General features: G+C 60.5%; 21 protein-coding genes and 4 pseudogenes. 15 read left to right on the top strand and 10 right to left on the bottom strand.

Annotation, left to right across the window (positions count from 1 at the left end):
- The first annotated feature begins 400 nt into the window (after positions 1-400).
- From ACHMXE_RS06730 to ACHMXE_RS06700, 7 genes and pseudogenes are all read left to right on the top strand, one after another.
- Positions 401-694 (top strand): hypothetical protein, encoded by a 294-nt coding sequence (locus ACHMXE_RS06730; RefSeq protein ID WP_203208124.1) that lies wholly within the window; start codon positions 401-403, stop codon positions 692-694.
- Positions 695-1,596: 902 nt separating this feature from the next.
- The gene (locus tag ACHMXE_RS06725; RefSeq protein WP_203208125.1) at positions 1,597-2,415 is read left to right on the top strand and encodes an IclR family transcriptional regulator; all 819 of its coding nucleotides are present in this window, start codon (positions 1,597-1,599) and stop codon (positions 2,413-2,415) included.
- A 43-nt stretch (positions 2,416-2,458) separates the two neighbouring features.
- A complete protein-coding gene (locus tag ACHMXE_RS06720; protein ID WP_395345016.1) occupies positions 2,459-3,466 on the top strand; it encodes a tripartite tricarboxylate transporter substrate binding protein in 1,008 nt (335 codons plus the stop codon).
- A 22-nt stretch (positions 3,467-3,488) separates the two neighbouring features.
- Positions 3,489-4,400 carry a TauD/TfdA dioxygenase family protein gene (locus ACHMXE_RS06715; RefSeq protein ID WP_395345014.1) on the top strand — a complete coding sequence of 304 codons (912 nt, stop codon included), beginning with the start codon at positions 3,489-3,491 and terminating at the stop codon, positions 4,398-4,400.
- 149 nt (positions 4,401-4,549) lie between these two features.
- Positions 4,550-5,503, top strand: coding sequence for a tripartite tricarboxylate transporter substrate binding protein (locus ACHMXE_RS06710; RefSeq protein ID WP_203208128.1), 954 nt, complete (start codon positions 4,550-4,552; stop codon positions 5,501-5,503).
- 12 nt (positions 5,504-5,515) lie between these two features.
- Positions 5,516-5,836: pseudogene (locus ACHMXE_RS06705) on the top strand (transposase); the annotation flags it as partial.
- Positions 5,837-6,042: 206 nt separating this feature from the next.
- Positions 6,043-6,559, top strand: a pseudogene (locus tag ACHMXE_RS06700) (transposase); the annotation flags it as partial.
- A 206-nt stretch (positions 6,560-6,765) separates the two neighbouring features.
- On the opposite strand, the gene ACHMXE_RS06695 reads toward ACHMXE_RS06700, so the two are convergent.
- From ACHMXE_RS06695 to ACHMXE_RS06670, 6 genes are all read right to left on the bottom strand, one after another.
- Entirely contained in the window at positions 6,766-7,089 is a 324-nt protein-coding gene (locus tag ACHMXE_RS06695) for a cell envelope biogenesis protein TolA (protein ID WP_203208129.1), read from the bottom strand.
- Positions 7,090-7,206: 117 nt separating this feature from the next.
- Complete coding sequence (locus ACHMXE_RS06690) at positions 7,207-7,662, bottom strand: hypothetical protein (protein ID WP_395345012.1); 456 nt, start codon at positions 7,660-7,662, stop codon at positions 7,207-7,209.
- Between the two features lie 144 nt (positions 7,663-7,806).
- Positions 7,807-8,004 carry a hypothetical protein gene (locus tag ACHMXE_RS06685; RefSeq protein WP_203208131.1) on the bottom strand — a complete coding sequence of 66 codons (198 nt, stop codon included), beginning with the start codon at positions 8,002-8,004 and terminating at the stop codon, positions 7,807-7,809.
- A 148-nt stretch (positions 8,005-8,152) separates the two neighbouring features.
- Positions 8,153-8,557, bottom strand: coding sequence for a carboxymuconolactone decarboxylase family protein (locus ACHMXE_RS06680; protein WP_395345010.1), 405 nt, complete (start codon positions 8,555-8,557; stop codon positions 8,153-8,155).
- Positions 8,558-8,689: 132 nt separating this feature from the next.
- Positions 8,690-9,094, bottom strand: a complete 405-nt coding sequence (locus ACHMXE_RS06675) for a cupin domain-containing protein (protein WP_395345008.1) — start codon at positions 9,092-9,094, stop codon at positions 8,690-8,692.
- 725 nt (positions 9,095-9,819) lie between these two features.
- On the bottom strand, positions 9,820-10,890 hold the full coding sequence (locus ACHMXE_RS06670) for a hypothetical protein (RefSeq protein WP_203208133.1): 1,071 nt from the start codon (positions 10,888-10,890) through the stop codon (positions 9,820-9,822).
- 466 nt (positions 10,891-11,356) lie between these two features.
- Here ACHMXE_RS06670 and ACHMXE_RS06665 point away from each other — a divergent pair, with 466 nt between their 5' ends.
- A complete protein-coding gene (locus ACHMXE_RS06665) occupies positions 11,357-12,895 on the top strand; it encodes an MFS transporter (RefSeq protein ID WP_203208134.1) in 1,539 nt (512 codons plus the stop codon).
- Positions 12,896-14,728: 1,833 nt separating this feature from the next.
- Here the strand turns inward: ACHMXE_RS06665 and ACHMXE_RS06660 are convergent.
- A pseudogene (locus ACHMXE_RS06660) lies at positions 14,729-15,883 on the bottom strand (ATP-binding protein); the annotation flags it as partial.
- Between the two features lie 577 nt (positions 15,884-16,460).
- On the opposite strand from ACHMXE_RS06660, the gene ACHMXE_RS06655 reads away from it, so the two are divergent.
- The 7 genes from ACHMXE_RS06655 (at position 16,461) to ACHMXE_RS06625 (ending at position 23,073) form a co-directional block, all read left to right on the top strand.
- The gene (locus tag ACHMXE_RS06655) at positions 16,461-17,351 is read left to right on the top strand and encodes a winged helix-turn-helix domain-containing protein (RefSeq protein WP_395345006.1); all 891 of its coding nucleotides are present in this window, start codon (positions 16,461-16,463) and stop codon (positions 17,349-17,351) included.
- Positions 17,267-18,157, top strand: a complete 891-nt coding sequence (locus tag ACHMXE_RS06650) for an ATP-binding protein (protein ID WP_395345004.1) — start codon at positions 17,267-17,269, stop codon at positions 18,155-18,157. Before ACHMXE_RS06655 ends, ACHMXE_RS06650 begins: the two co-directional genes overlap by 85 nt.
- 41 nt (positions 18,158-18,198) lie before the next feature.
- Positions 18,199-19,053, top strand: coding sequence for a hypothetical protein (locus ACHMXE_RS06645; protein WP_395345002.1), 855 nt, complete (start codon positions 18,199-18,201; stop codon positions 19,051-19,053).
- A gap of 162 nt (positions 19,054-19,215) precedes the next feature.
- Complete coding sequence (locus ACHMXE_RS06640; protein ID WP_203208137.1) at positions 19,216-20,151, top strand: SDR family NAD(P)-dependent oxidoreductase; 936 nt, start codon at positions 19,216-19,218, stop codon at positions 20,149-20,151.
- A 901-nt stretch (positions 20,152-21,052) separates the two neighbouring features.
- The gene (locus ACHMXE_RS06635) at positions 21,053-21,292 is read left to right on the top strand and encodes a hypothetical protein (protein WP_203208138.1); all 240 of its coding nucleotides are present in this window, start codon (positions 21,053-21,055) and stop codon (positions 21,290-21,292) included.
- A 240-nt stretch (positions 21,293-21,532) separates the two neighbouring features.
- Entirely contained in the window at positions 21,533-22,441 is a 909-nt protein-coding gene (locus ACHMXE_RS06630; RefSeq protein ID WP_395344999.1) for a sigma-70 family RNA polymerase sigma factor, read from the top strand.
- 146 nt (positions 22,442-22,587) lie between these two features.
- Positions 22,588-23,073 (top strand): carboxymuconolactone decarboxylase family protein, encoded by a 486-nt coding sequence (locus ACHMXE_RS06625; RefSeq protein ID WP_395344997.1) that lies wholly within the window; start codon positions 22,588-22,590, stop codon positions 23,071-23,073.
- Here the strand turns inward: ACHMXE_RS06625 and ACHMXE_RS06620 are convergent.
- The 3 genes and pseudogenes from ACHMXE_RS06620 to ACHMXE_RS06610 form a co-directional block, all read right to left on the bottom strand.
- A pseudogene (locus tag ACHMXE_RS06620) lies at positions 23,033-23,279 on the bottom strand (transposase domain-containing protein); the annotation flags it as partial. The gene ACHMXE_RS06625 and the pseudogene ACHMXE_RS06620 overlap by 41 nt on opposite strands.
- A gap of 251 nt (positions 23,280-23,530) precedes the next feature.
- Positions 23,531-24,019: a DedA family protein gene (locus tag ACHMXE_RS06615; protein ID WP_395344995.1), complete on the bottom strand. Its 489-nt coding sequence runs from the start codon at positions 24,017-24,019 to the stop codon at positions 23,531-23,533.
- A gap of 244 nt (positions 24,020-24,263) precedes the next feature.
- A complete protein-coding gene (locus ACHMXE_RS06610; RefSeq protein WP_395347449.1) occupies positions 24,264-24,500 on the bottom strand; it encodes a response regulator transcription factor in 237 nt (78 codons plus the stop codon).
- Between the last annotated feature and the right edge of the window lie 115 nt (positions 24,501-24,615).

Genomic DNA, 24,615 nt, shown 5'->3' with positions numbered 1-24,615 from the left:
TCCCCCTTGGATGCATCGCCCGAACTGGATAGGTGGGGCATGCTCCAAAGAGGAGACCAATTTTTTGAAATGCGGAGTACTGTCTGGTGACGGAAACTCGGTACACCCACCAAATTTACCGCCAGCACATTCGATTCCTCCAAAGGGGAAAAGTGGCTGCTTCGTCGCCTGATCCCAGCCGTAGGTCGCTCATCGACGCGATCGGCGCGGTTGGATCGCAACCGCAACGCGGTCGCAAAACGCCCTTCCTTCGAGACCAATCAGTTGAACCGTTCCCTGGCCAGCGGGTGGCGAAGCCGACTTCGTCGCCAGAACGCTGGCTGAAAAATGGATCCACAAGAGACATTCAGCTTTATCCAAAGCTGAGAGTCATGTTGCTTCAATTCTGAACCCACGGTTCTTGACGCAGACCTGCAATGTTTCTTTCCCGTGCCAATCTGCAGAGTCTCAGCGCATCGTCAAAGATCACGCGGTGCAGGTGCAAAGCGCCGGCAAGCTCGCGCTCGCATTCCGCATTGGCCCATTGCTCGAGCTTGACATGTCCGAGGCGATAGACGTAGACGACGAACAACAGCCCCTCGACGGTCCCGAAGCGAAGGAACGCGCCACGAAGCTTTTCCTAGGTCGCTCCGTTCAGTTGAGGTTCGTTCTCGATGAAGACCTGTCTGAGGGCGTCTTCCTAGTCGCGGTCTGACGGGTCAAAGATTTCGTCGTCAAATCGGCGGCTGATAAGAAGCGATTCACTCAAGCAAAGCCTCCTGACGGCCGGTAGCGGAAGTCTATCCACCACGTGCGCCACTCTCGACCAAGATTGGGATGGCCGGCCGCTTCACCTGCTTGACCGCCTCTTCCTTGAATTGGGCGTAAACCTCTGGGTGCTCATGGCACTCCCTCCTACGCCTAAAGGATAGGTGGGGTTTGTCTACCGGACCAGGAGCAGTCCAGCTTCAAGCGACACAGCAACTCTGCGAGGTCGGCAGCGTTGTGCGCGACCTCCAGGCGTTCGCGACACTGCCCTGTCCATCGATGATGCACACCGCGTGCGACTGGCTGGCCGAATCCAGCCCGCCAAGGAAGATCCCACGGACAACCTCGCTGCTTTTGCGGTTTGACTTGCCGTGTCGGAAGCCCAAGCGGGTCGCTCAGTGATCGGCGCTCCTGGCGGTACACCCTGGGGCAACACCCTGTCCCGTGTCACCCGTTTGGGTCTTCCGGCACCCAAAGGCCGCGGCCTCATACGGTACATCGCATGGTCAGCGTTACAGGCAGTCACTCCCGGGGCACGGAAGTCGGATCGAACGTTCTGCCGCGCAACTCCCTCCGTCAAGCCAAAAGCCTATTCACGTCTCAACAGTGCCGCTCAGCACGGGTTGACCACCCTGCGTCGTGCCCAATCCAACGCATCGAGGGAACCGAGGGCAGGCCAGTGAGCGTTGGTGCTACTTACCCTAGATCGCCGTGGCCACGGCAACTTGACAAGCTGATCATCATTTTGCTTTGTCGTGCGGACTGGGCGTCAAAGAAGTACAAACACAAATATGAAATCCGATTTCAAAAAAAATTGACACATCCTCAGATCGCAGATAGAGTTCGGCCATGGCTGACAAATCGCCTTCATCTGACCAAGCTGGTACGGAGCGCGGCGCTGACACAGTGAGTGCGCTCGAACGAGGTTTCCGCGTACTCGACTGCTTTGCAGCAGCGAGGCGGCCATTGAGCAACAGCGAAGTCGCTGCAATGACTGGCATTCCTCGGCCAACGATGACACGTCTCATCGCGACGCTCCAGGAACTGGGACATCTCAGACTCGCCGGCATGCCCGATCGGTGGGAGATCGGATCCGGTGTGGTTCGTCTTGCAGAGGCGTTCCTCGGGGGATTGGACATCCGCGCTAGCGCCAGGCCGCACATGATCGAACTAGCTGAGACTGTGGGCAGTACATGCTTCCTCGGAATTCGGGATGCGGACGACATGCTGGTCGTGGAAACGGCTCGGTCAAGGGCGGTGATTGCAGTGATTGCGGCGGACGTGGGAACGCGAATGTCCATCACCCGTTCAGCCTTAGGTCGCGCTTGGCTTTCCGGAGCGGACGACGCAACCCGAAATGCGGTCCTTCGAAACTGCAATTGCGACGCCAAGACTAAACAGTCGCTAACTTCCGCCCTGGTTGACGCTCGTCGCAACGGCTACGCGTTATCTCTGGGAGATTGGCATCCTGCCATTAATGCCGCCGCAGTTGCGATCCGCACGCCCAAAGGTGAAGTGATATCGATCAACTCGGGCGGCCCTTCTTTCGTGATTTCCGCAGGAAAGCTCGTCGAAGAAGTGGTTCCCGCTCTTTTGACGGCAGCGGACGCAATCGCTCGAGAGATCGGCGGTAAATCAGGAAGAGAGATCGTGCAAGCCGGAGTCTAAGGCATCTGCTTTGCGATAAGGCCTCGCTTCTGGAGAGCAATTGATGAAATGCGGAGAAAAAATGAGAGACCAAGTTGCTTTGAACCGCCGCGATCTGCTGAAACTGACAGCCTTGCTTGCGGCAAGCGTTCCTGGAGCGGATTGGGCGGCTTCGCCGCCTTGGCCGGAACGCCCGGTCAAACTGATCGTTCCGTTTTCATCTGGTGGGCCGACCGATACGCTCGCACGTCTGATCGCAGATGGATTACGTGAGAAGTGGGGCCAGCCGATCGTAGTGGACTACAAGCCTGGCGCGGGTACGTTGCTAGGCACACAGTTTGTCGCCCGTGCACCAAGGGACGGTTACACGCTGGGGATGGCAACGAGTGCGCTGATGATCAACCCGGCGCTTCAGTCCCAGATGCCTTTTGACACGTTGCGAGATATCAGTGGCGTGTCGCAGCTCGCCTATACGCATTACGGAATCTTCGCGCACCCGTCTGTCCCATTTGATGACGCGGCGGGACTTCTTGAATTCGCGCGCAAGAATCCTGGAAAGCTCAGCTATGCGTCGCCGGGTGTTGGCACCGGTACTCACTTAGCCGGCGAGCTTCTCAATCGAATGGGAAAAATTGATCTCGTGCATGTGCCATACAAAGGGAGTGCGCCAGCGCAGCAGGATGTTCTAGGCGGTCAGGTGCCGCTGTTGTTTGACGTGCTCTTCTCCGCGATGCCGTTCGTGCGGGAAAAGCGTCTGAAGCCAATCGCTTTGGCCAGTCCTAAACGCGCTGCAATAGCGCCGGACATCGGGCTTATCTCAGACGCAGTCCCAGGGTTCGCAGCACTGAGCTATATGGGGATCATTGCTCCAAGTGGCGTACCACCTAACCTGCTCGAACGTATCAGTACGGACATCGCAGCAGTGATGCGAACTCCTGTTGTTGTGAATCGATTTATCCAACTTGGTAGCGACCCGCTCGGTTCATCGTCTCAAGAATACAACAAAGCCATAGCTTCAGAACTTGATAAGTGGTCACATCTAATAAAAGCCTCTGGAATTAAGATTGAATAAATTCCGAAAAATAGGAAAGCGAATGAATTCGAAACTTGAACTCACCCCTCTGACAGCTAGTATTGGCGCTCTTGCGCACGGTATTGATATCTCATCAGAACTCCGGCTTGACGAGGTGAAGGAAATCGAATCTGCTATGGACCGCTTTGCCGTTCTGGTTTTTAGAGATCAGCTTCTTGATCAAGACCAGCAGATCCGTTTCGCAAAGAACTTTGGTCCCCTAGATACAGGCCTACGTAAACTGCGGCGAGGCACGCACCGCTTCGCGTACAACGAACTGGCCGACATTTCGAACGTGACGGCAGAGGGTCAGGTTGCAGAGCGAAGTCACTCCAGAATCGTCAGCAATGTCGCCAACCAGCTTTGGCACAGCGATAGTTCATTCCAACAAGTACGCGCCAAGTACTCAATGCTGTCGGCGCATGTTGTACCTCAGTTTGGAGGCGATACAGAGTTCGCCGACCTGCGAGCTGCCTACGACGAGCTACCAGACTGGCGAAAAACCAAGATTGATAACTTAGTGGGAGTGCACTCATCGCTGCACTCACGATTCCTCCTTGGAGACACGGGCTACGATGAAGCTCAGAAGACCGCGATTGCTCCGGCCCGCTGGCCGCTGGTGCAAACCGATCCGCGGTCAGGTCGCCGATGTTTGTACGTCGGCCATCACATTTGCGAAATCGAAGGCATGACTTTGCCTGAGGGACGCATGCTGGCGATGGACCTTATTGAGCATGCAACGCAGCGGCAGTTTGTTTATCAACACAAGTGGCGGGTCGGAGACCTTGTGATGTGGGATAACACGGCAACGCTGCACCGAGGAAAATGGTACGACTTCGCCGAGCGGAGGGAGTTGCGGCGCGCAACTACAGAAGAGGTTGTGCGCTCAAGCGAAGCCGCGCGTCTGCAACAAGAATTAGAACTGGCTCAATAAAATAATTCTCAGAAACGTAAGTTTACTCGCTTTGGGGGCTGTCTTTATTTGAGAGATCTGTGAGTGGCTGTATTGCCGACGCCCCAAAGCGATCACACGAACGCAGTGAACATCAGCCAAAGTTTATAAATGAATAGGAGACTATAAAAATGAAGCGCCGAAATTTGCTCGCTTTTGCATGTGCCTCAATGATAGCTTCCGCCGCGCTTGCGGACGATAGAACAATTCGCATCATCGTCGGTTACTCACCGGGAGGTTCGGTGGATGCAGTGGCCAGATTGCTCGCAGAACGACTACGAGTCTCACTTGATCAAAATGTGATTGTTGACAACAAGCCTGGGGCTGGTGGACGCCTTGCGCTTGTAGAGTTGAAGCGCTCGGCGCCTGATGGAAACACGCTTGTTTTTACCCCCAGTGGTGTACTTGTCATTCATCCGTGGCTTTATCAGAACATCGGCTACGATCCTCTAAAAGACTTCACTCCACTGGCGCTGACGAACAAGTTCGACTTTGCCATCACGTCTGGGCCCGGTGCTCCCTCTGGCGACTTAAAAGCAGTCATGGAGTGGATGAAGAGCAACCCTCAAAAGGCAAATTACGCTACGTCTGGAGCGGGGACAGTTCCTCATTTTGTAGGGCAGTTGCTAGCACAAACAACCGGTGTACCACTGACGCACGTGGCCTATCGCGGCGGAGCGCCCGCTGCGCAGGATCTCATTGCTGGCCAGGTCCCGCTGATGATCGATACCGCTTCAGAAACTCTTGAACACCATAGGGCTGGTCGAGTCAAAATCTTGGCGATGACCGGCGATCGCCGCAATCGCGCTGTTCCCGACATTCCAACAGCAAAGGAGGCGGGGTTCGACTTCACGGCGGACGCGTTCTTCGGCCTGTACGGCCCGAGTGGCATGCAACCGGCAAGGGTTCAGCGTATTTCCCGGGCGGTAGAGCAAGCCGTGTCTGCACCTGCTTTTCAAGATCGAATCTACGCTCTTGGGCTGACACCTAGCTATGCGGGGCCCACCGAGCTGACGTCTTTGCAGGCAGAACAGTTCAGGCGCTGGGAGGCCCCTATCAAGAGTTCGGGCTTTAAGGCGGAGTAATTTCGGCGCGAAAGCGCCAGGCAACTCTCAGCGTGGGTAGGGCTCGTTCCTCGACAACATTAAACCGGCGGCAAAGCAACGTTGCTGGGCATCAGCAAGCGCGGCGACACATACCTTCGAACGCTTCTAATCCAAAGCCCATGGTCAGTAATTCTGGCTGACCAACGCAAGGCCACCAAAGAAGATAGTTGGGTGGGGAAACTGCTGCTGCGACGAAACCTCAACGTCGTGGCGGTAGCTCTCGCCAACAAGAACGCCCGTGTCGTATGGGCCTTGCTCGCGAAGGATCGGACATATAGCAACGAGTGTGTAGCGATGGCTGCCGGCGCATGAGGCAAGAGACGAAATCGGCAAGACCGCAGCTTAGAGGAGAGAACTGAACCACCGATTGCTCAGGGGAGTAGGACATGATGGCACGATAGGTCAGACCGAGGTAGGAAAACCCGAGAAGTACCTCGCACCTTCAGTGCACATCAGTGATTGGGGAACCAACATTCGAATTCATCAGCGACCGCAAGCATCGCCTGCACTGAAGTCCGGACGCATGTCTGCAATCGATAACTTCGAGTCATCGTGAACTGAAAGCTTGGCAAACCGGGGGCGTCCATGCATGGTACTTCGGTATGAAAGCTCATACCGGCGTGAATGCCGCGTCGGGGCTGGTGCACACGGTGGAGGGTACGGGGGTGAACATCAGCGATATCAACATCGCTGGGTCGCTGCTTCACGTTGAAGAACACTCGGCCTTCGGCGACTCGGGCTATCAAGGGTTCACAAGCGTTCCGAGGCTGCAGGACCGACTTGGCAATGCGTAGGGGCGAACGTCGGGGGCTCATCCCGTTCATCGAGCCGGAGTTCGTGGCCGAGCGCGTGGAGAAGATAAAGGCCAGCATCAGAGCCAAGGTCGAACACCCGTTCCGAGTGTTCAAGCGGCAGTTCGGCTTAAACACGGTTCACTATCGAGGCCTGACGAAGAACACGGTGCAGATCGTCACGCTGTTTGCACTGTCGAATATGTGGATGGCGCGGCGGCGTTTGATGGAGGCCGAGGCATGAGTGCGGCCGCGACGCCCGATTCGGGCTTGCAGGGCCGCGAATACATACGGCCGCGGTGCCCAGAAGCCGAACGTGCTCGAATGAGCAAAGCGAATGCATCGTCATCCGCGGGTTCATTCCATCGCGGCCGCAGATCACGTTCTGCAGACCATCCTTAGTCGAGCCAGCCGGCTGCCGGGCGACAGGCACCCGATCACCAGCACTGACTACTTCGGTGTACCGCCCTGCGTCGAACGACGCTTGAGCGATCCATCCTTGTTGCGCCGGCGTTCGTCGCGCGACTCCGCACGCAGTTCGCCATTGACGGCGGATTTGTCCGCACCAATCGCGCCGCCCTCGGGCGTTTTGATGATGTCGCCGCCAGCTACCTTGACTTGGCCCCTCGCCTTGGCGTCACGCTTCGCCTGTGCCGCAAGTTGCCCCTTCGAGTCGGTCACGGACTGCTGCTCGGACGTGGTTCCCGGCGGATTCTGCGCATAAGCGCTGGCCGTAAGCATGGCAACGATCAGACTTGCTACGTACTTCTTCATATTTACCTCTATGGTTGATAAGAACTTTGATGGAGTGGTGGATGGACAATGGATCTCGACGTGCGCGCGGCGCCGCCGCGCGCATCCGAGGAACAATGTCGTGGCAGCGCCGATCGATCAGCCACGCGCGACAAACCGGTCGACGCGTGCAACCCGTCGCAGTTCATCCACGTCTAGATCGATCCTGGAGAGCGGCGTGACATTTGCGAGTGCGACATGCGGGGTCACAAACCATTGCGCGATCTCCCAGTCGTCCATCGCGCCCACCAGTTCGGCAAATATCTCCGACACACCTGGCCGAAGAGCCAGCGAGGCCGGGCAAAACTGGAACATCGGAACCCAAATGCTCTCGTGCCACTTGAAGCTCAACAGTTCCCTCGAAGCGATGCGACGGGCCATGGAAAGCACCGCGGTCTGGCGCTGTGCGCCTGCATCGTCGATGAGCATCTCGGCACGTACGAGGCCGCCTCTGAGGCGATAGCCTTGTAGCAACTCAATAAACTCCGTATCGCGTCGCCAATAGGATGTCAGGTGCGCAGGCGCCTGGGCCTGCATCCGTGATGCGGCATACATGTCATCACCTATTGCGACCGAATGCCAGCGAAAAGCCACTCCAGTCGCTGCAGGCGACCGGCACGGCGGGAAGAACGGGGTCTGATCATGTAACCTCCGACAGGGATTGGATCGGGTTGATGTGCAAGCTAGAAGGTTGGGTATCTATTGGTTGCGCTGGCTCTCGGGCACCGAGGTACAGATCGCCGGCTCCGGCAGTTCAACCTTCACCGCGTTGCCGCCTCTTTTGGGCGGTATCGTCGAGGCGAATGCCCACGAAACCGCGGCCGCGACCAAAAGGATCGACGCTGCCACTGGCCACGCCGCATCTGCCATCGATCGATTACGAGACAGGCTTCTCATCGTTTGCTCCGTTGGTTTGAGTCAATTCGTTCGCAGGCGTCGTCTCGAAGGATTTGGCCGCGCTCTTCGTTTCATCAGTGGTTCAGGCGTCCTGCACGGGTTGGTTCCCCTGCGCCACCGCCGCCTGTTTCTTTGCGCGAGCCACCCACTAGTCCAGGGGATGCGTGGATGGCGGGATACGCATCCCGATCGCGACGCGGTTCCACGTGTTGGTCGCGGCCACCAGCCAAGTGAGGTCCACGATGTCCTCGTCTGTGAAATAGGGCTTGAGCGCAAAGTACGCTTCGTCCTGGTCGCCGCATCCATCTCCCAGGCGAGTTAGCGCTTCGGCCCAACCGAGCGCTGCGCGCTCCTGCTCGTCATACAACCCCACCCCCCGCCATGTGGACACATTGTTGATCCGCTGCCAGCACTCCCCAAGATCTCGCAGGTCACGAACATGCAAGTCGAACCCGAACGCACAACCGTTCATCTGCGAGACTCGTGTCCGCACCAGCTCTCTCAGCACAGGGGTCAGTTGCGATCTGGCGATCGTCGTGTTGAGCGCAGTCATCGCTTGGAAGCTCTGGGGCGAGAGCTCTATCCAGGGAAGTCTTGGCTTGTCCATGGTGATCCCCAATTCAATGTTCCGTTCCGGTTGCATGGCGCTGCACCAGATGCTGCGCTCCGCCAAGCAATCGGGGCGCTACTTGGTTGGGGTGAAGAACGGCTTCTTCTCGTCCTTCACAAGAAAGACCACGAATTTTGCGGGTGCCGTCGTGCTCGCATTGCGGCCGACGGTATGAATGTCGTCGGGGCCTTCGTAGAACGTCTGGCCCGGACCCAGAGTGACCTCTTTGCCTCCACGCAAGCCCATGACGATGGTACCTTCCAAGACATAGACGAAGGCATGCGCATCGTGCCGATGGACCGGATCCACGGCGCCGGGCGGGAAGTCTACCGTGATCATCAACACCTCCTTGCCCTTGATGTCCGGCAGCGGCTTGGTCAACAACGTGCCAACCACTGCGTCGCTGGCCAACGCGACTTGCGCGCTAAAGGCCGCCGTCAAGATTGCCGCAGAGGCGACGAGCTTCTGAAACTTCCGCATGATTAACTCCTTTTTTGCATTGAACAGGCGATCTTTGGTAGTGCGCCGACACTGCCGGCACGAGGCGCTGTTGGCAAACTCATCGGTTCGACGCGGTGGCCACAGCGCAAGAACAAATTCTGGGATGCGACGGGAATCGCTGGTACGTCTGAGGTGGTGAGAGCTGACTCTCCCTTTGTGTGGAGCAGCGGATGTCGAGCGGCCCGACCACGATTTACCGGGACGCGGGTATCACCCCCGGGAACTGCTCAGCCTTGCTCAAGCTCGCGCCTGACGCTCGTCTTGGAGGTCGCTCGCTTCCTACCCATCCCTCGGCAAGACTCTGCCCGCTGCGGCGGGTACCTGCGACTAGCCACTTGGCGTGGCGGGTGGATAGGCGTCCCTTGGATCGCATAAAAATTCTAGGAGGCGCTGCGTTGCACGCTGGCCTGGCTTGCAATGGATGCCGTTGACGCTCAGGAATCGCGTTAACGGCGCTCGAGTAACCGCGCCCCGCCCGGCCCATTCATGCACTTGGAGGTACGAGTCGTGCGGCGCACTTTGGCTTCTGCGCGTCTTCTCCGCCCGTTCGAGGCGCGACGGCAATGAGGCGCGGCTCACTGACCCCGGCATCGGAAGATGGAACGGGACCATGTGCGAACAAGTCGCAAGTGTGTTTCTCCTGGGGCAACAGGGCTAGGCGGAAAGTGTGGCCGGCTCCGGTTCGCTGGTCGCGCGCGGCTGCGCTATCTGCCGCTGAAGTTCAGCCGCATTCCCGTCATCGCCAGCGTGATAAGCGTCATGAGGAGCAAGCCGAAGGCCGTGCCCCAGATCACCAGCGCGTCCGTGCGCCGCCGGCTCACTCCATGCCCGAGCAGCACGATGCGTGCGCCGGCAAAGGCGTGCGCGGTCACTGCAGCAACCGCCAGGGCGTAATAGGGAAGCAGACGAATGTTCCAAGGATCGACGATCAGCCCTGCCGGTGCCCCGATCGCGAATCCCCAGTCGGTCGGAATCTTCATGTGGACGCGGGCAAGCCAGAAAACAGCCTGCAGATGGCTTGTCACCGCTACAGAGAGGTACACACCCGTCGCGACTTGAAATGCCCGGAAGCCATCGGACGAGCGCTCACTCCAGCGCCACGCCATGGCTAGGCCCGAACACACGAGGTAGGCGGCGGCTGCAAGCAGCAGGGGCTCGCCCAGCGGTGTGCGGTACCACTTGCGCAAGACCTCTATGACCGCATGGTGCATGTCCACACTGATCAGGGCAAGCAAGTGGTTGCTGAAGTGCAATGCCAGAAATCCCGCGATAAATAGCAGGGCCACCGTGCCATGCAGCACTCGCCAGACCGGCTTGATCAGCGGCTTCGGCGGATCTGCGGGCGCGTTAGGATCAGCCAGCCCTATGGCTACGGCAAGCGCGCACCAGAAGATGGCTAGGATCCAGAAGTCAACCTTCGGCAGTCCGGCCACAAAGGTTCCGACGCCAACAAGCACGAACAGCGGCGGGGCAGTCACCGAGAACAGCGCCACTCGCCTGGCCAGGAGCTCTGCGCGGGTAGGCCCTGGCTGGCGCATTAGCTTGGCGAACACCCAAAGCGCGAGCATTGGCACAAAGAAGGCCAGACACAGGCAGACAGCCGCGCCCAGCCAGTGCGCCGCGTTTCCCCCAGCCATGAACCTCGCGACGCTTCCGTGGAACCCCACCAGGGACAGCGGATAGAGAGCCGCAGCAAGCGGTGGTAGAAACCAGTAGAGCCGGGCAGACTGATGACGTGTCGCGCTCGTCGCGCCATTGATTGGGATAGCGTTCATCGAATTTCTCCGTGGGGTCACTGACAGTTCTTCGGGGACATTTCGCTACGAGCCGCTTGCTGGCCAACACGCTCCTGGCGCGCCAGCCCCGGGCTAGGCGCCAAGGAGAGTGTTCAGTGCTCGCGGGCATTCGCGGGGGCTCCATGGAAGGAGTGCCGCCTCTACTTTTTGTCGGCCAACACTGCCGCCACTAGCGTCGTGCCACCGGTGAATGACGCCCGAAATGGATAGAGGGCAGACGCCGAACGGGCGATGGATGCAGGCGAAGCTGCGCCTAGGCTTGGCGGATGAACACGTGCTGCTGTTGCCGCGCGAATCGATCGGGCGCCGTCCGGCTGACTCGCCGGTCCATGCATCAACCGAGCGCGCCGCCACGGTTTGACGACCAGTCGTTGCCGCACACGGTGACCGACGGAAATGCCATGGCGCGTAGATCAATCCAACCGGGCAATGCCCCTAATCTTCGATGAACGACAGGCCCGCTGCCCACCGGATCTGGCTCTTTCTGCTCGTTGGCGCTCTGCCGTTCAGCGATTTCCTGCAGATCGGGATCTTCGCCTTCAACGCCGCGCCCGTGATGGGCGATCTTGGCGCTAGTCCGGAGGAATACAGTGTGGTGGCGACCCTTTATGCTGTCACCGCCATCGGGATCATCTTCAACCATCGCTGGCTCGTCGAGCGCATGGGCTGGCGATGGTTCATCCGGCTTTCGTGCGCATTCTTCGTCGCCGGCTCCCTCACATGTGCGGCAAGCCAGTCTCTCGGGGGCTTTACCATCGGACGACTCCTGACTGCACTCGGATGTGCGTCTTTTATGACCGCTGCCCGCGTGCTTGTCAATCTCTTGCCTCCATCGCCCCTGCGCTTCACCGGCATCCGATTCCTTGCCTCGGGAATTGCCTGGGGGGTGACATGCGGGCCGCTGGCTGCATCGATGGCGTTGGCATCATCCGACTGGCGGATGGCATACCTTGCGCAACTCATTCCTGCCTTTGTCATTGCCGTTCTGGGAGAGCTTGCGCTCCCATGTGAGCGCTTAGCGACGCGCACACCCTTCGATCTAAGAGGCTTACTGGCCCTGGCAGGTGGCAGCGCTCTCTTGCTGTTTGCCGAGCAACGAAGTACGTTCGATTTCTTCTCGATGCGCTCTCCGCTGTATGGCTACGTCGCACTAGGCCTCATGACCCTCGTTCTCACAGTGTGGCTGGTTCTGTCGAGCAAGCAACCCGCCCTCCGTTTGCATGACATGTCGCAGCGACGATATCTGATTGGCCTTGCTGTGTTCGGGCTGTGCTACGGCATTCTCGGCGCCAACAACACCGCCATTCCGATGCTGCTTCGCAGTCTAGACCTGCCGCTTTACATCGCCGCCCGCTACGTGGCCATTGGATCCTCGGGCGGTATAGTGGCATGGATCATCCTGTCCCGCCTAGTTCCGCGCAACCAAGGACCTGCGCGGTACTACTTCGCCGGCTTTCTCCTTCTCACCACCGCGGGCGTACTTATCGGCCGCATGAGTGAGACGGCAAGTATCGAATACGGCATCCTTCCGGCGCTGTTCTGTGCAGGCGCCTTCGTCATCACAGTGCTGTCGACTACCGCGGTTCAAACATTCCGGGACGTACAGCGCGACGAGACCGTTTTCTCCCACGCCAACCAGATCAAGAACGTGCTGGCGCAATTGGGTATCGCTTCGGGCATCTGCGCGGCGACGCTCTTCTCCCAATGGCGCCTAGCGCAGCACTATGTGCGGTTCAGCGAAGTCCTCGGGCCGGATAGCCTCGCTCTTCAGGGCACCTTGCGCATTCTGACCCAGCGTTACGGTGCCAGCGCTGATCCCGCCAAGGCGTTGCAGATGGCCTATTCCACCATCAACGGCATCATGGTGCAGCAGGCCAGCTTCATGGCATCTCTCGACTACTTCACCGCGATCGCGGCAATGGCCGCACTGTGCCTGCTGGCCGTTCTGGGCGAACGCGCGTGGCGCATCTCACGCAAACGCTGAAGAGCCTGCGACTAAGTTGACATGGGACATCCGCAGTGCATCGACGTACGAAACTCTGACAAGCGACCAAGCTCAACGCCTGACATTGAACCCGTGCGCCTCGCGCCGAACACCTTGTCACTGCGCATTCCCAGTTCGCATTAAGAGCGCATTCGCCTCGCGCCGGTCCGGGAAGTCTTGACCCGGCAGGCAGCGACCGAGCGCGCCCTCCAACGCGTTCTTGGCATCCCCTTGCCGGCCAGCGCGAAGCCAAAGCCGCGCCTGCGCGAGCGCTGCGCGAAGCTCCCAGACCCTGGCACCTTGTCGACGGCTTACTTCGGCGGCCCGTAGATAGTGGGCCTGAGCTTCCTCGAGGTCACCGTCCATCTCTCGGCGATGACCTGCTGCCCGCCAGACCTCGGCGGCACACCACTGGCTCTCGCCCTGCCAGACTGCGCAGACCATGCGGTCATCGATGAATTTCGGACTGAAGGTAACCAACATTTCCCGCCGCGGTTGATCCATTTGGCCCCAGGCAGCACGATCGACCTCCAACTGAACGTCGTTCATCTCCCCAGCAAGGATCTTCACACCCAGCTCGAAGCACCGCGCCCACTGGTTCCAATACACAAGACCTCGCCGCTCGCTCTCCAGCAACATGAGGTCGACAAGTTCCCTGGCACGCGGCAGGTCTCCGGCCCATATCGCAACAGGACAAGCGCCGAACAGGGCGAAGCACAACGAAAGCGCCTGGCCCGTCTGCTGCGCTTCACGCATCGCACCTTCGGCCGTCGCAATGGCTTCATTGGCCGCACCCTGAATCCAGAGTGTCCGGGCAAGGAAGACGCGAGAGGCGACATTGGCCGCGATCTGAAGCATGTTGCCGCGCATGCGTGGCGTGCCTCCCGACGTCCCGAGCGCTTCCTCGCCATGGAGCCTTGAGAGTTCGAATTCGCCGCAGAAATGGCTCGACAGCGCCATCATCCGATGGGCCAGGTTTTTGGCGGCAGGATCGTTGTTCCGCAAGGCGAACACGTGAAGTTCATCGGCTTGCCGCTTGCCGGTTGAGTAGGCACCGCTGGCGACAAGGAAAATGCAGCGCGCCCATCTTGCCTGCAGTTCAAGCAGCGGCGAGCCCGAACTCAGCGAAGAACTAAATGCCCGCTCGCATGCCTGCTGCATCTCCGGAACGGGCCCCCGGGTATGCCACAGCGTATTGCTCAGGGCGATCTGCAGCCAAGTGACCGTCTCGGCATCAGCGCCGCCGCGCGCCTCCTCGTTACGCAAGGCAGCGAGCACCCGATCACGGAACTCCTCGATCTGCGATGCGTGGAACCACAGCGGCGCCGAGGCAACCGTCAGTTCGCCCGACAAAGATCGCTGTCCCGGCTGGGAAGTGTCCTGGCCGTCCAGGGCGAAACGCACGTCGTCCAAACAGTGACCGTAGCGCTCGTTCCAGCGCTCGACATTCATTGTCGAAAGATCGGACACGGCCGTGTTCATGACCTCGATCATGTGGCGGGCATGTACTGAATACACGGCATCACTCTCGCCGCTATCCACCAACAAGCCGGTCGCATAGACCCTCGTGGTGTCGAGCAGCCGATAGGGGGCCGCAGTGCTGAAGGAGACGAAGCGCACGAGAGACTTGCCGACCAAGTTGGTAAGCACGTCCAGCGCTCGATCAGGCGGTACTTGGTCAGAGAGCAGGTTTAGGGCCGAAGCCGCATCGAACTGGCCCCTGAAGACCGACAATCTTCGGAACAGGCATTGCTCCAACGGACTGAGCAGTGCCACGCTCCAATTGAGTGCGGCAGCCAAGGTCCGATGTCGCGCCGCACCGGAGCGCGTGCTCATCGAATACCACTGTAGGTGATCGTCCAGGCGAAGCATCAGATCGGCTATGGACTGCACGCTCAGCCGGCTGGCGATCAATTCAATCGCGAGCGGAATCCCGTCAAGCGCGCGCGAAATTCGAACCAATGCCTCGGTGTCAGCGTCGCCGAAGGTGGGCGCGCCAGCCGCTTCGGCGCGCTCGACGAGCAAGCGAACTGCAGAAAACTGAAGTGCCTCGCGAAGGCCGATTGGCTCATGGGGCGGCACGACCAGTGTCGGAAGTCGGTAGACGAATTCGCCACCGATGCGCAGAGCTTCCCGACTCGTTGCCAGCACCTGCAATTCCGGCAGATTGCTCAGCAACCTGGCAACGATCGGAGCGACAGTGTCGATCACATGTTCGCAGTTGTCGAACATCAATAGGACGCGCCGCCCATCCAGACGTTGCTCGATCAGTCGAAGGGTGTCGGTGGCATCGATTGGCACGGCCAGAGACCGCGCCAGCGCGGCAAGCACGCGATCTCCCGATGCGAGCGGCGCCAAATCGGCGAAGGCCACCTCGCGCGGAAATTCACCCTCGGACATGCCATGGGCGCTGGCAACCTTGATGGCAAGGCTGGTCTTTCCCATGCCGGCGGTTCCAACAACTGACACCAGACGTCGCTGGGCAAGCGCGGCCGAAAGGCGCTCGCTGTCCTCGTCGCGCCCGACCAGGCTGGCCAGGCGCACGGGCGGTCGAACAAAGGACGACGGCACCCTGGTCGCCGGTTGCTGCAGGAGGACGACATCGCCCTGTTCGCTCTGGAGCGAGACCGGCCCAATGAAGCTGTAGCCCTTCAGTGGAACACTGGTAATCCACTCGCGAGTCTCACCTTGCCCGGCCGTCGCGGCCTGCAGCGCCTTGCGCAGCGTGGAGATGTGGGTCCTGACACTCGCATCCTCGACCACAAGACCCGCCCAGACTACCGCCAGAAGATCCTCCTTGCCAACGACTTCTCCGGCATGGCGCACGAGGTGCAATAGGATGTCAAACGATCGAGATCCCAACCTCACCTGCGCGCCGTTGCAGTCGAGGCGCCTTCGGGCCTCGCAAAGCAAAAACGGACCGAAGATCCATCGAGACCTCACGCGCTCAACCGGCGCCGGGATGCCCTCGGGGGGGGGGTGCGGCATTGAGATTCCACCATCTATGGCTTCGACGAACCGCATCGGCACTCGACGACCCGTGTCGCCAAGCTCCCTCCGGTGCACTCGCGCTCCCCGAATTCGCGGAGCAAAGCTCGCAAGCCAGACCATGCGCATACCACATGCGCCCTCACGCAGCAGCCACGCAGCTACATGCGAAGACGCGGAAATCGAAGTGAACACTAATGTAACGCCTTCGCAGCGAATGCGCGTCGACCGAGGGCAAATGCGCAAGCAGCAACGGCCCCTCGATTTTCCATGAAACGAGTTGCTGAGCCTAGGTCGACCTACGACCGATGAGGCCAAAGCGCGTTTTGCGACGGTGTGTAAGACTGCGCGCCGCAGGACACTCGCGGGTTCCACGCCTTCATGGCGAGAATCGCGCATAAGAACGCACAAGCGTCGCAGACGCACCCGATGCTTGGCCAGCCGAGCCACAGGGCCGTCCCGAGATGGCGTGGATGAATCAAGAAAAGTGCGCTGACGCGCTCAGGACAATACACTTATGGACCTAAAGGTTGCGGATGCTGCGTCCCCAGATCGCTGGCGCTTCGGCCGCTTCGAGTTGATCGCAGCAGAGCGTCGTCTCGAACACGAGGGGCAGCCAGTGCGGCTGGGCGGACGATCCATTGACGTGCTGGTGGCGTTGGTAAGGTGTGCCGGTCAACCAGTGACGAATGCTGAACTGCTCGCCAGCATCTGGGGCAGTGGCAGTGGGGATGAGGGCAAATTGCGCGTGCACATGTCGGCCCTGCGCAAGGCTCTCGATGGCGTGGACGGGCGGCAAGGGCCAACCCCCTGGATCGTGAACATCCCGATGCGCGGGTATCAGTTTACAGGCGCAGTATCTACCGGCGCCAGGGAGGGCGTGCCGAAGGCGTCGTCCGCCGCGGCGCTCGTCGATCAGACGCCGGCCGAGTTCGCGCGGCCGCCATCGCGCCTGACCCGACTCGTCGGACGCCAGGACGAAGTTGCCCGGCTCGCAGCACTGACTGCCGAAAACGCCCTCGTCTCAGTCGTCGGGCCAGGCGGAATGGGCAAAACAACGGTCGCCGTTCATGTGGCGCAGGAGCGCTTGCGCGTCGCCGGCAGTGGCTCGAAGTATCTCGCGTTCGTCGACTTCGCGTCACTCAACTCGGCCGACTTCGTCCTGAGCGCAATCGCTCAGGCCCTTCGCGCGCCGCTGGACGACGGACGAGGCACGGCTGCCATCATCGATCGACTTGCGGATAGCGACACCCTGCTTATCTTCGACAACTGCGAGCATGTGATCGACGCCTTGGCTGGCATCTGCAGCGCACTCCTGTCTGCGCTTCCCGCTTGTCTATACTGGTCACCAGTCGCCAGCCGCTGGGCGTCAATGGCGAATTCGTGTTCCGGCTGCCCGCGCTCGGACTGGCCGATGAACAGCCCGCATCGCTTGCCGAAGCCCTGCGCTCGCCTGCCATCGAATTGATGGTCGATTTGGCGACTGCCGCTGGCGCGCCGGCGTTTGCCGACGAGCATGCCAGCCTGCTTGCCAGGCTCTGCCGTCGACTCGACGGGATTCCCTTGGCGATCGAACTCGTGGCGGCCCGCCTGGGCGTGCAGTCGCTGGAAGACACCGACCACCACTTGGCGGATCACATCCGGCTTCGTTCTGGCCGCATCCTCGCATCATCAGCCCGCCACCGCAGCCTGAGGGCTACGCTCGACTGGAGCATGGACCTACTCGATGCCAAGGAAGCACGGCTGTTCTCGCTGCTGTCCGTTTTCAGGGGTCCATTCGACATAGCGGCAGCGCAAGCGATGGCTGGCGACCTGATGGACGCGGATGTCGCCATGCGCGCGCTCCTGTCACTGACCACCAAGTCATTGGTGGCGTTCGATCGCGCCAACCCATCCGCGCCTTACAGGCTCCTGGACACAACGCGCGCTTATGCGCAGGATGTCCTGAAGGCCCAGGGCCAGTGGGACGTGGCCGTACATGCGCACGCCCAACTCATGCTTGAGGCCATGGCAACCGCGGCCGCCGACCTTGCCCTCGTTGACGGCCCGCTCTGGCTCGATCGCTATGCCCATCGGCTCGATGATGTGCGCTTCGCGATCGAATCATGCATCGCCCATACGCATGGGGTTGCACTTGCGTCCCTGCTGACGCAGGCATCGGCCCCACTGTGGTTTCGACTGTCGCAGGTCGAAGAGTATCGGGACCGAGTGATGCAATCGCTTGACCGACTTCCAGCCGCCTCGGACCCGACGGGCATACAGAGGCCGCGCTGAACATAGCACTCTATAACGCGCTATGGCACACCGGAGGCGCGATGACAGACATGGTCCTTGCCTGCGAGCGCGCGCTTGGCCTCGCACTGGCGCTGAATGCACGACTGCTGGAGTTCCAATCCCGATGGGGACTGTGCGCCCTGTGCATCACACGTGGCGAGTATCAACAGGCGCTCACGCATGCGCGTCTCCTGCACACCTTCGCGCAGGAGTCCAGAGACGCCACGTCATTGAACCTGGCCCACCGGATGATTGCACTGAGCGCACACTTCCGCGGCGAGTTCGGGCTGGCACGGCAGCACGCGCAGATGGCGTGCGACGCCGACCGCAGCATCCGTCAAGCGCGTGGCAACCAGTTGCAACCCGATGCACGGCTGATAGCGCAGGCCATCCTTGCGCGCTCGCTGTGGATCTCCGACGATGCCGACCATCATGCCATGGCCATCGCGCAGCAGGCCGTCGCCGAGGCTGAGGCCGGCGGCCATGTGCTGACCATCTGCATGGTCCTGTTCTGGGTCTGTCCGGTCGCCATCTGGTCAGGCCAATGGAACACCGCCGGAGCATGGGTCACCACAATGTTCAGAGAGACGCAGTCGCGTGGCCTCGCCTACTGGCATGGCTGGGCCCAATGCTACGCGTTCGCGGTGAACCTGAATGCCTCGGCCCAACGGGATGACATGCTGGAGCGGACCGCGGCGATTGTGGCCGACCTTGACGCGCCCAGGCGCGAAATGATGGTCACATTCGACGACCGCTTCCTGGACGCCGATCTCGTCGCACGAGCCGAATCCGGGCTCGGCGAATGGAGTGCCGCCGAGGTCGGCGGGTCGCTGGCACCCGCGCCGAGGCAGGCGGCGACGTGCAGCAAGCCAGTTCAATGTATTACCGAGCCTTAACGACGGCAGAGTCGCAGGAAGCAGGCGCGTGGTCCAGACGAGCAAGACGTGCCTTGGAGACACTTCATTCTCGCCCTTTCGGATGACCGCCTTGCACTGCCGCGCACGAAACTGTACGTGTCAGGCGACGCACGTCGCCATCCTGCATCCACGGACCCGGCCATGAAGCTGTCAACACCATTCGGATTTCACTCCACCGCCGACGAGGTGCTTCAGGGCGTCGATCTTTCGGGTCGGCGCGCCGTCGTGACGGGCGCTTCATCGGGCATTGGGATCGAGACCGCCCGCGCGCTCGCTCGCGCGGGCGCCGAAGTCACGCTGGCCGTGCGTCGCCGCGACGCCGGCGACTCGGCAGCAAATACCATCCGCACCAGCGTCCCATTTGCGCGCATCGACGTCGCAGTGCTCGACCTAGAAGACCTCGGATCCGTCAACCGATTCGGCGCGGAGTGGAGCGGCCCCCTGCATATCCTGGTCAACAACGCCGGCATCATGGCCCTGCCCCAACTCGAGCGGACAAGCAAGGGGTGGGAAAGGCAATTTGCCACGAATTTTCTTGGCCACTTTGCGTTGACCCTGAGCCTTCGCGGTGCGTTGAGATCTGGTGCGAACGCGCGCGTCGTCTTTCTCAGTTCGAGCGCCAATATGTTCGCTCCTGTGTTCTTCGACGACCCCCATTTCCAGTTCATCCCCTACGATCCATTCCTGGCCTACGGCCAAAGCAAGACTGCACTGGCGTTGGCTGCGGTCGCATTCACTCAGCACTGGGTCGGCTACGGCATCACCGCCAATGCGCTGAACCCCGGCGCCATCGCAACTAACCTGCAGAAATACACCGGCGGGCTGAAGACCCCGCCCGAGCGCCAGAAAAGCATCGCCCAGGGGGCAGCCACCTCCGTGCTCCTGGCAGCCTCTCCCCTGTTGTCAGGCATCGGCGGACGATATTTCGAGGACTGCAACGAGGCCCAGATCGTCCAGCAACGCCCGGGCAATTTCGGCGGAGGTGTCGCTCCGTACGCAGTCGACGTCAACAATGCCGAGCGTCTCTGGGCGTTGGGTCACCGACTGCTCGCAGAGGCCGGGATGCCGAACCTTTAGAGGACTTCGACGCGACATCGAGCGGCATCGTCTGCACGCTCCACGCACGGTGCCGCCAGCGACCGCGGGTTGATCGGCTTCATGTCGAGGGCTTGTTCACCCTCGAGTTCGACATCGACCAACCGCAACCATCGCTTTGCCTGGGCCGCTTGCTCGGTAAGCTTCGCCACCACGTCTGGGCAGTACATCATGACGACATGCGATGCACCGATGCACCTTCATCTGCAACTTTCTTCCTAGCCACAGCACGCTCGGCCATGAATCGGCCTGCCGCGGGCGAGATGTTCCTGTAGCGCGAGCCGAATTCAAACCCATCCAGCTGGACCGGCGCGGTCGCTCAATGCGGCCTCCGTGATCGGCCGCGTAAGCGCGCGGCGAACATATCTAGACAGGAGTGACAGTGCCTCCTGCTGCCCTACGATGCTGCGGGAGTTCGCCGCGCGAGGCATCATCGGCGTTAGTTCCTCCTGCGCCTGGCCGCATTACTTGCATCGCGAACGAACGGGGCAGGACGCCCTTCCCCGTCCATCGAGACACCATGGCGTAGACCAAGAAAAAACCCGTCAGCCGGGGGCCCAACTGACGGGTTAACGGCCCGGAGGGCCGCGACGAGGAGACATCTGACGGCAGCAGACGCGGTCCAGATCCGTCGACCCGCAAACTTCCCGGATGCCGGGGGTTCGAAACAGATCGAGATCACCGCGAATACCTGCCCGTTACCTGAATCTACGCACGTGGCAAGAGGCGCTCGCCGTGCGAAGGGGACAGCAGCGCCTCTCTCAAAAGGCGCCTTGCGCCAACCAGCCCTCGTTAGCAACTGCATCAAGCCCCGAAATCAGGACATTGGTAAGAGGCGGTGCAGCGATGTTCAAGGCAAACTGCCTCCAAGGAGCAAAAGGCCATGACCGACGATCTTCAAGACATCTATGCATTGAGTGATTGCGACCTTGCCGTGATCGCACAACAGCAACGCCGTAAGGCACTGCGCGGCGATCGCCATGCCCATGGGCTGGCCCACGAGGCGGAGAAGGAGCTGCGCCGGCGTGGGGGGTACCACATCCACTACTCGCCCCTGGCTGGCCCGATCACGCTTGCTTCCTTGGAAGGCGTCCAGAGGCCATGGTGGCGGTTCTGGGCATGACGGCGCAGGACGCTCATCAAGAGGGGAAAGCAGTCCGATCTCGCCGAACCCTCAGCATGTGAAGATAGGCGGCGATCGACGCGACTTCCCCGCTGGGATGGCATTCCTCCCCCACGCCATGCGCAACGTAGAGTCTCGAGGCGACGCCCGAAATCGCAAGCGACCCCGAAGGGAAGGTGCGTCACCTGGCCACGCCCACCGAGGAGCTTGACCTTCATACTGGTACTAGACTTGCTCGCAATGTCATCCGCATCTACCGAATTGTTCTCGAACGTGCGTCCCAGGCTGATGGCTATTGGCTACCGCATGCTTTCATCTGTGCAGGAAGCAGAAGATTTAGTGCAAGACGCATGGCTGCGCTGGCATGAGGAGGCAAAGTCGTCCCAGACCCAAGTCTTGAATGCTGAAGCCTGGCTCGTGACCGTGACTACGCGGATGGCAATTGACCGTCTTCGGGCCGCCAAACTGCGAAGAACCACGTACGCGGGCGCGTGGTTTCCCGAGCCGTTGTTGGAACAGGCGCCGACCACGCCTGAGCAAGCGTATGAAACCGCCAACGATGTGTCGATCGCCTTCTTGCTACTTCTAGACTGCCTGTCGCCGGAAGCGCGGGCCGCATTTTTGCTGCGTGAGGTGTTCGACGCTGAGTACGAAGAAGTAGCCCGGGCCATTGGCCGAAGCAAAGCTTCCGCCCGGCAGATTGTTCATAGAGCCAAGCAACGGCTCGAGAACGCGCGCGAATCAATGGGCATGAAGGCTTTGCCAATGCCAGCAGCGGCTCAGCTGGAACTGTTGCGACGACTTGTTCAGGCAATTTCGAGCGGCAACCTTGAAGGCATAAAGAGGCTGCTCGCAGAGGAATCGCAGATGATGGGCGACTTTGGCGACGTCAGGCCAAGCTTTGCGAGGCCTTTGTTTGGCGCTCAACGCATCGCCCAACTTTACTACGCAATGCACCTTCGCCACGGCAACGCTATGCGACTTGAGCTGGCCACGCTGAATGGCGAGTGGTCACTCCTGCGCTACCTCGAAGGTGCGCTTGACTCGGTGCAGGCATTCGAGTTCACCGATGTTCAGATCTTTCGGGTTCGCATCCAGCGGAATCCTGAGAAATTGGCACCGTTGAAGGAAAAGCTGCTCCTTGCATGAGCTGCGGGCCAACCGCGCCGCCATCAGGAGCCTGAGGCCTGGTCGATATTTTTTTCCTGCGACTGTCACAACGCGATCACGTCAAACGTCTTGGTACCAGGCTGCTCTTGCAGCCGCTTCCAACCTCAACTTGAAGAAAGCGTTTCATGACCCGCACAGTTTGGTTTCAAGCATCCCCAGAGGGCGCCAAGGCCATCGGTGGCCTCCATCACTTCGTCACCTCTGGCACGTCCTTGCCCAGCCAGCTTGTTCATCTGGTGTTCCTGCGAGTCTCGCAGATCAATGGCTGTGCCCACTGCATCGACATCCACACCCGTGACCTGATGACCGGCGGAATGTCGGTAGAGAAAGTAGTCCTAGTGCCGGTGTGGCACGAAGCGGAGTACCTGTTCTCGAAGCAAGAGCAAGCGGCCCTCGCCTGGTCCGAGGAAGTCACCCGCGTCAGCGAAACACACGCGTCTGATGAAGCCTACGAGGCGGCGTTGGCGGTGTTTGGCGAGAAGGACTTAGTCGACCTGACCCTAACCATCGCCGCGATGAACGCCATTAACCGTATGGGCATCAGCTTCCGAATGAAGCCGCGGGCGAAAGCTAACGGCTGCGAAGCGCAGCTCTGTTCGCTAAGCTCGTGAGTTCTATCCACTGATGCGGCATCAACTGCCCGCTCCGGCAGGCCGGCTGCGTCGGCAGGCGCTTAAGCGCGTCGCGCAGGTACGCACATGGGTCGAGCTCGTTGAGCTTGGCCGAGCGGATGAGGCTCATCATGGCTGCGGCCCGCTTGTCCGAACGCAAACTGCCAGCCAAGCCAGTTCTGCCACCCTAGCGCGATTGGCCGGACGCAGACTTCGCTTAGATACGCGCCGGCTACCGACGTCAGGGCCAGTCGGTCCGAGTTCATCGGGCCAGCGCAGGCCTTGGGCTAACTGCAGCGCACGGCTACTGCAGCCTGCGGGCAGGCGTCGTGGCCGTCGAATCGGGCGATGGCGATGCACGACTCGACCCGCGAGGAAGTAGCGTGAAGCTGCTGAACGTTTCAGGCGACTCGGAACCGATGGATTGGGCCGACCTCACCGTGTATGCGCGATGACCTCAAGTCTCTGCGCCGGCATCGGCTTCCTCCTTGGCGAATGAGGAGCGGCGCCCAATGCAGTGTTTGCTGATCAGGCGTCCGGCGATGGCCACAGCCGCAAGGCAGACGAGCGCCACGATGCCCCAGGCCCCCATGGTCTCGAACACGTGGATGATGTCGTCCAGGGAGGCATGGAACTTCCATCCGAGAAGCAGCGCGCTGCCTGCCCAGAGCGCCGATCCCACCAAATCGAGCACGATGAACACCCGGGCACCCATGCCCATGACGCCTGCCATGCAAGTCATGAGTGATGAGAACCCAGGGATGAACTTCGCGAACAGCAGGGTCGGCAGTCCGAAACGGCGAAAGACCGCCTCGGTAGCCCGCAGACAACCTGCGGACGACCCTGCCAAATGACAGATCCTCTTGAGCACGCGCTCCCCATACACCCTTCCGGCAAGGTACAGCAATCCGTCCGACAGCAGGCATGCGAGCAGCACCGAGGGCATCAGGTGGGAGCAGTTGCATCTCGCCGCGGCCGAGCAACGCTCCAGCAACGATCAGCACGGGGTAGGCCGGCAGTGGCACGCCGACTTGTTCGAGGAGGATCCAGACGAACAGTAGCGCCACGCCATAGGTCGAGAGTAATTCCAGTGTCTCCATCGGGCATCCAGGGCAGGGTCGCAGCTTTCTTGGCTCGCGCCATGAGCGAGCCCAGCCCGGCGCTGGGCGCAGCGCCGGCGGCGTGCTCGCTCAATGGCTGGTGACGTTTGATGGCAAATATTGGCGAGCCCCCGTGTGACGTGGGCCGGCAGTTCTATCGAGCGTGATGAGTCCGCGCTGGTTGACCAGCATGGCGATCTGCGACCTAGATTCGGCCTGGAGCTTGGCGCAGATGGTCGAGATATGAGATTTGACGGTGTGGGCGGAAATGTTCAGCTGTCGCGCGATGCCCTTGTTGCACTCGCCTGCGACAAGGAATCGGAGAATGTCCTCCTCGCGGCTCGTGAAATTCGCTGGCGGTCCGCCACGCTCGAGGATGCACGGTCGACTGGCGGCACAGGTATCGGACCCCCCCGTTGGTCACATAGCGCACCGCGTCTAT

It is taken from the genome of Variovorax sp. UC122_21, assembly GCF_044056785.1.
GTDB lineage: Bacteria > Pseudomonadota > Gammaproteobacteria > Burkholderiales > Burkholderiaceae_C > Variovorax.
The sequence above is the reverse complement of the archived record's forward strand: the minus strand, read 5'-3'. Positions and strand labels throughout refer to the sequence as shown.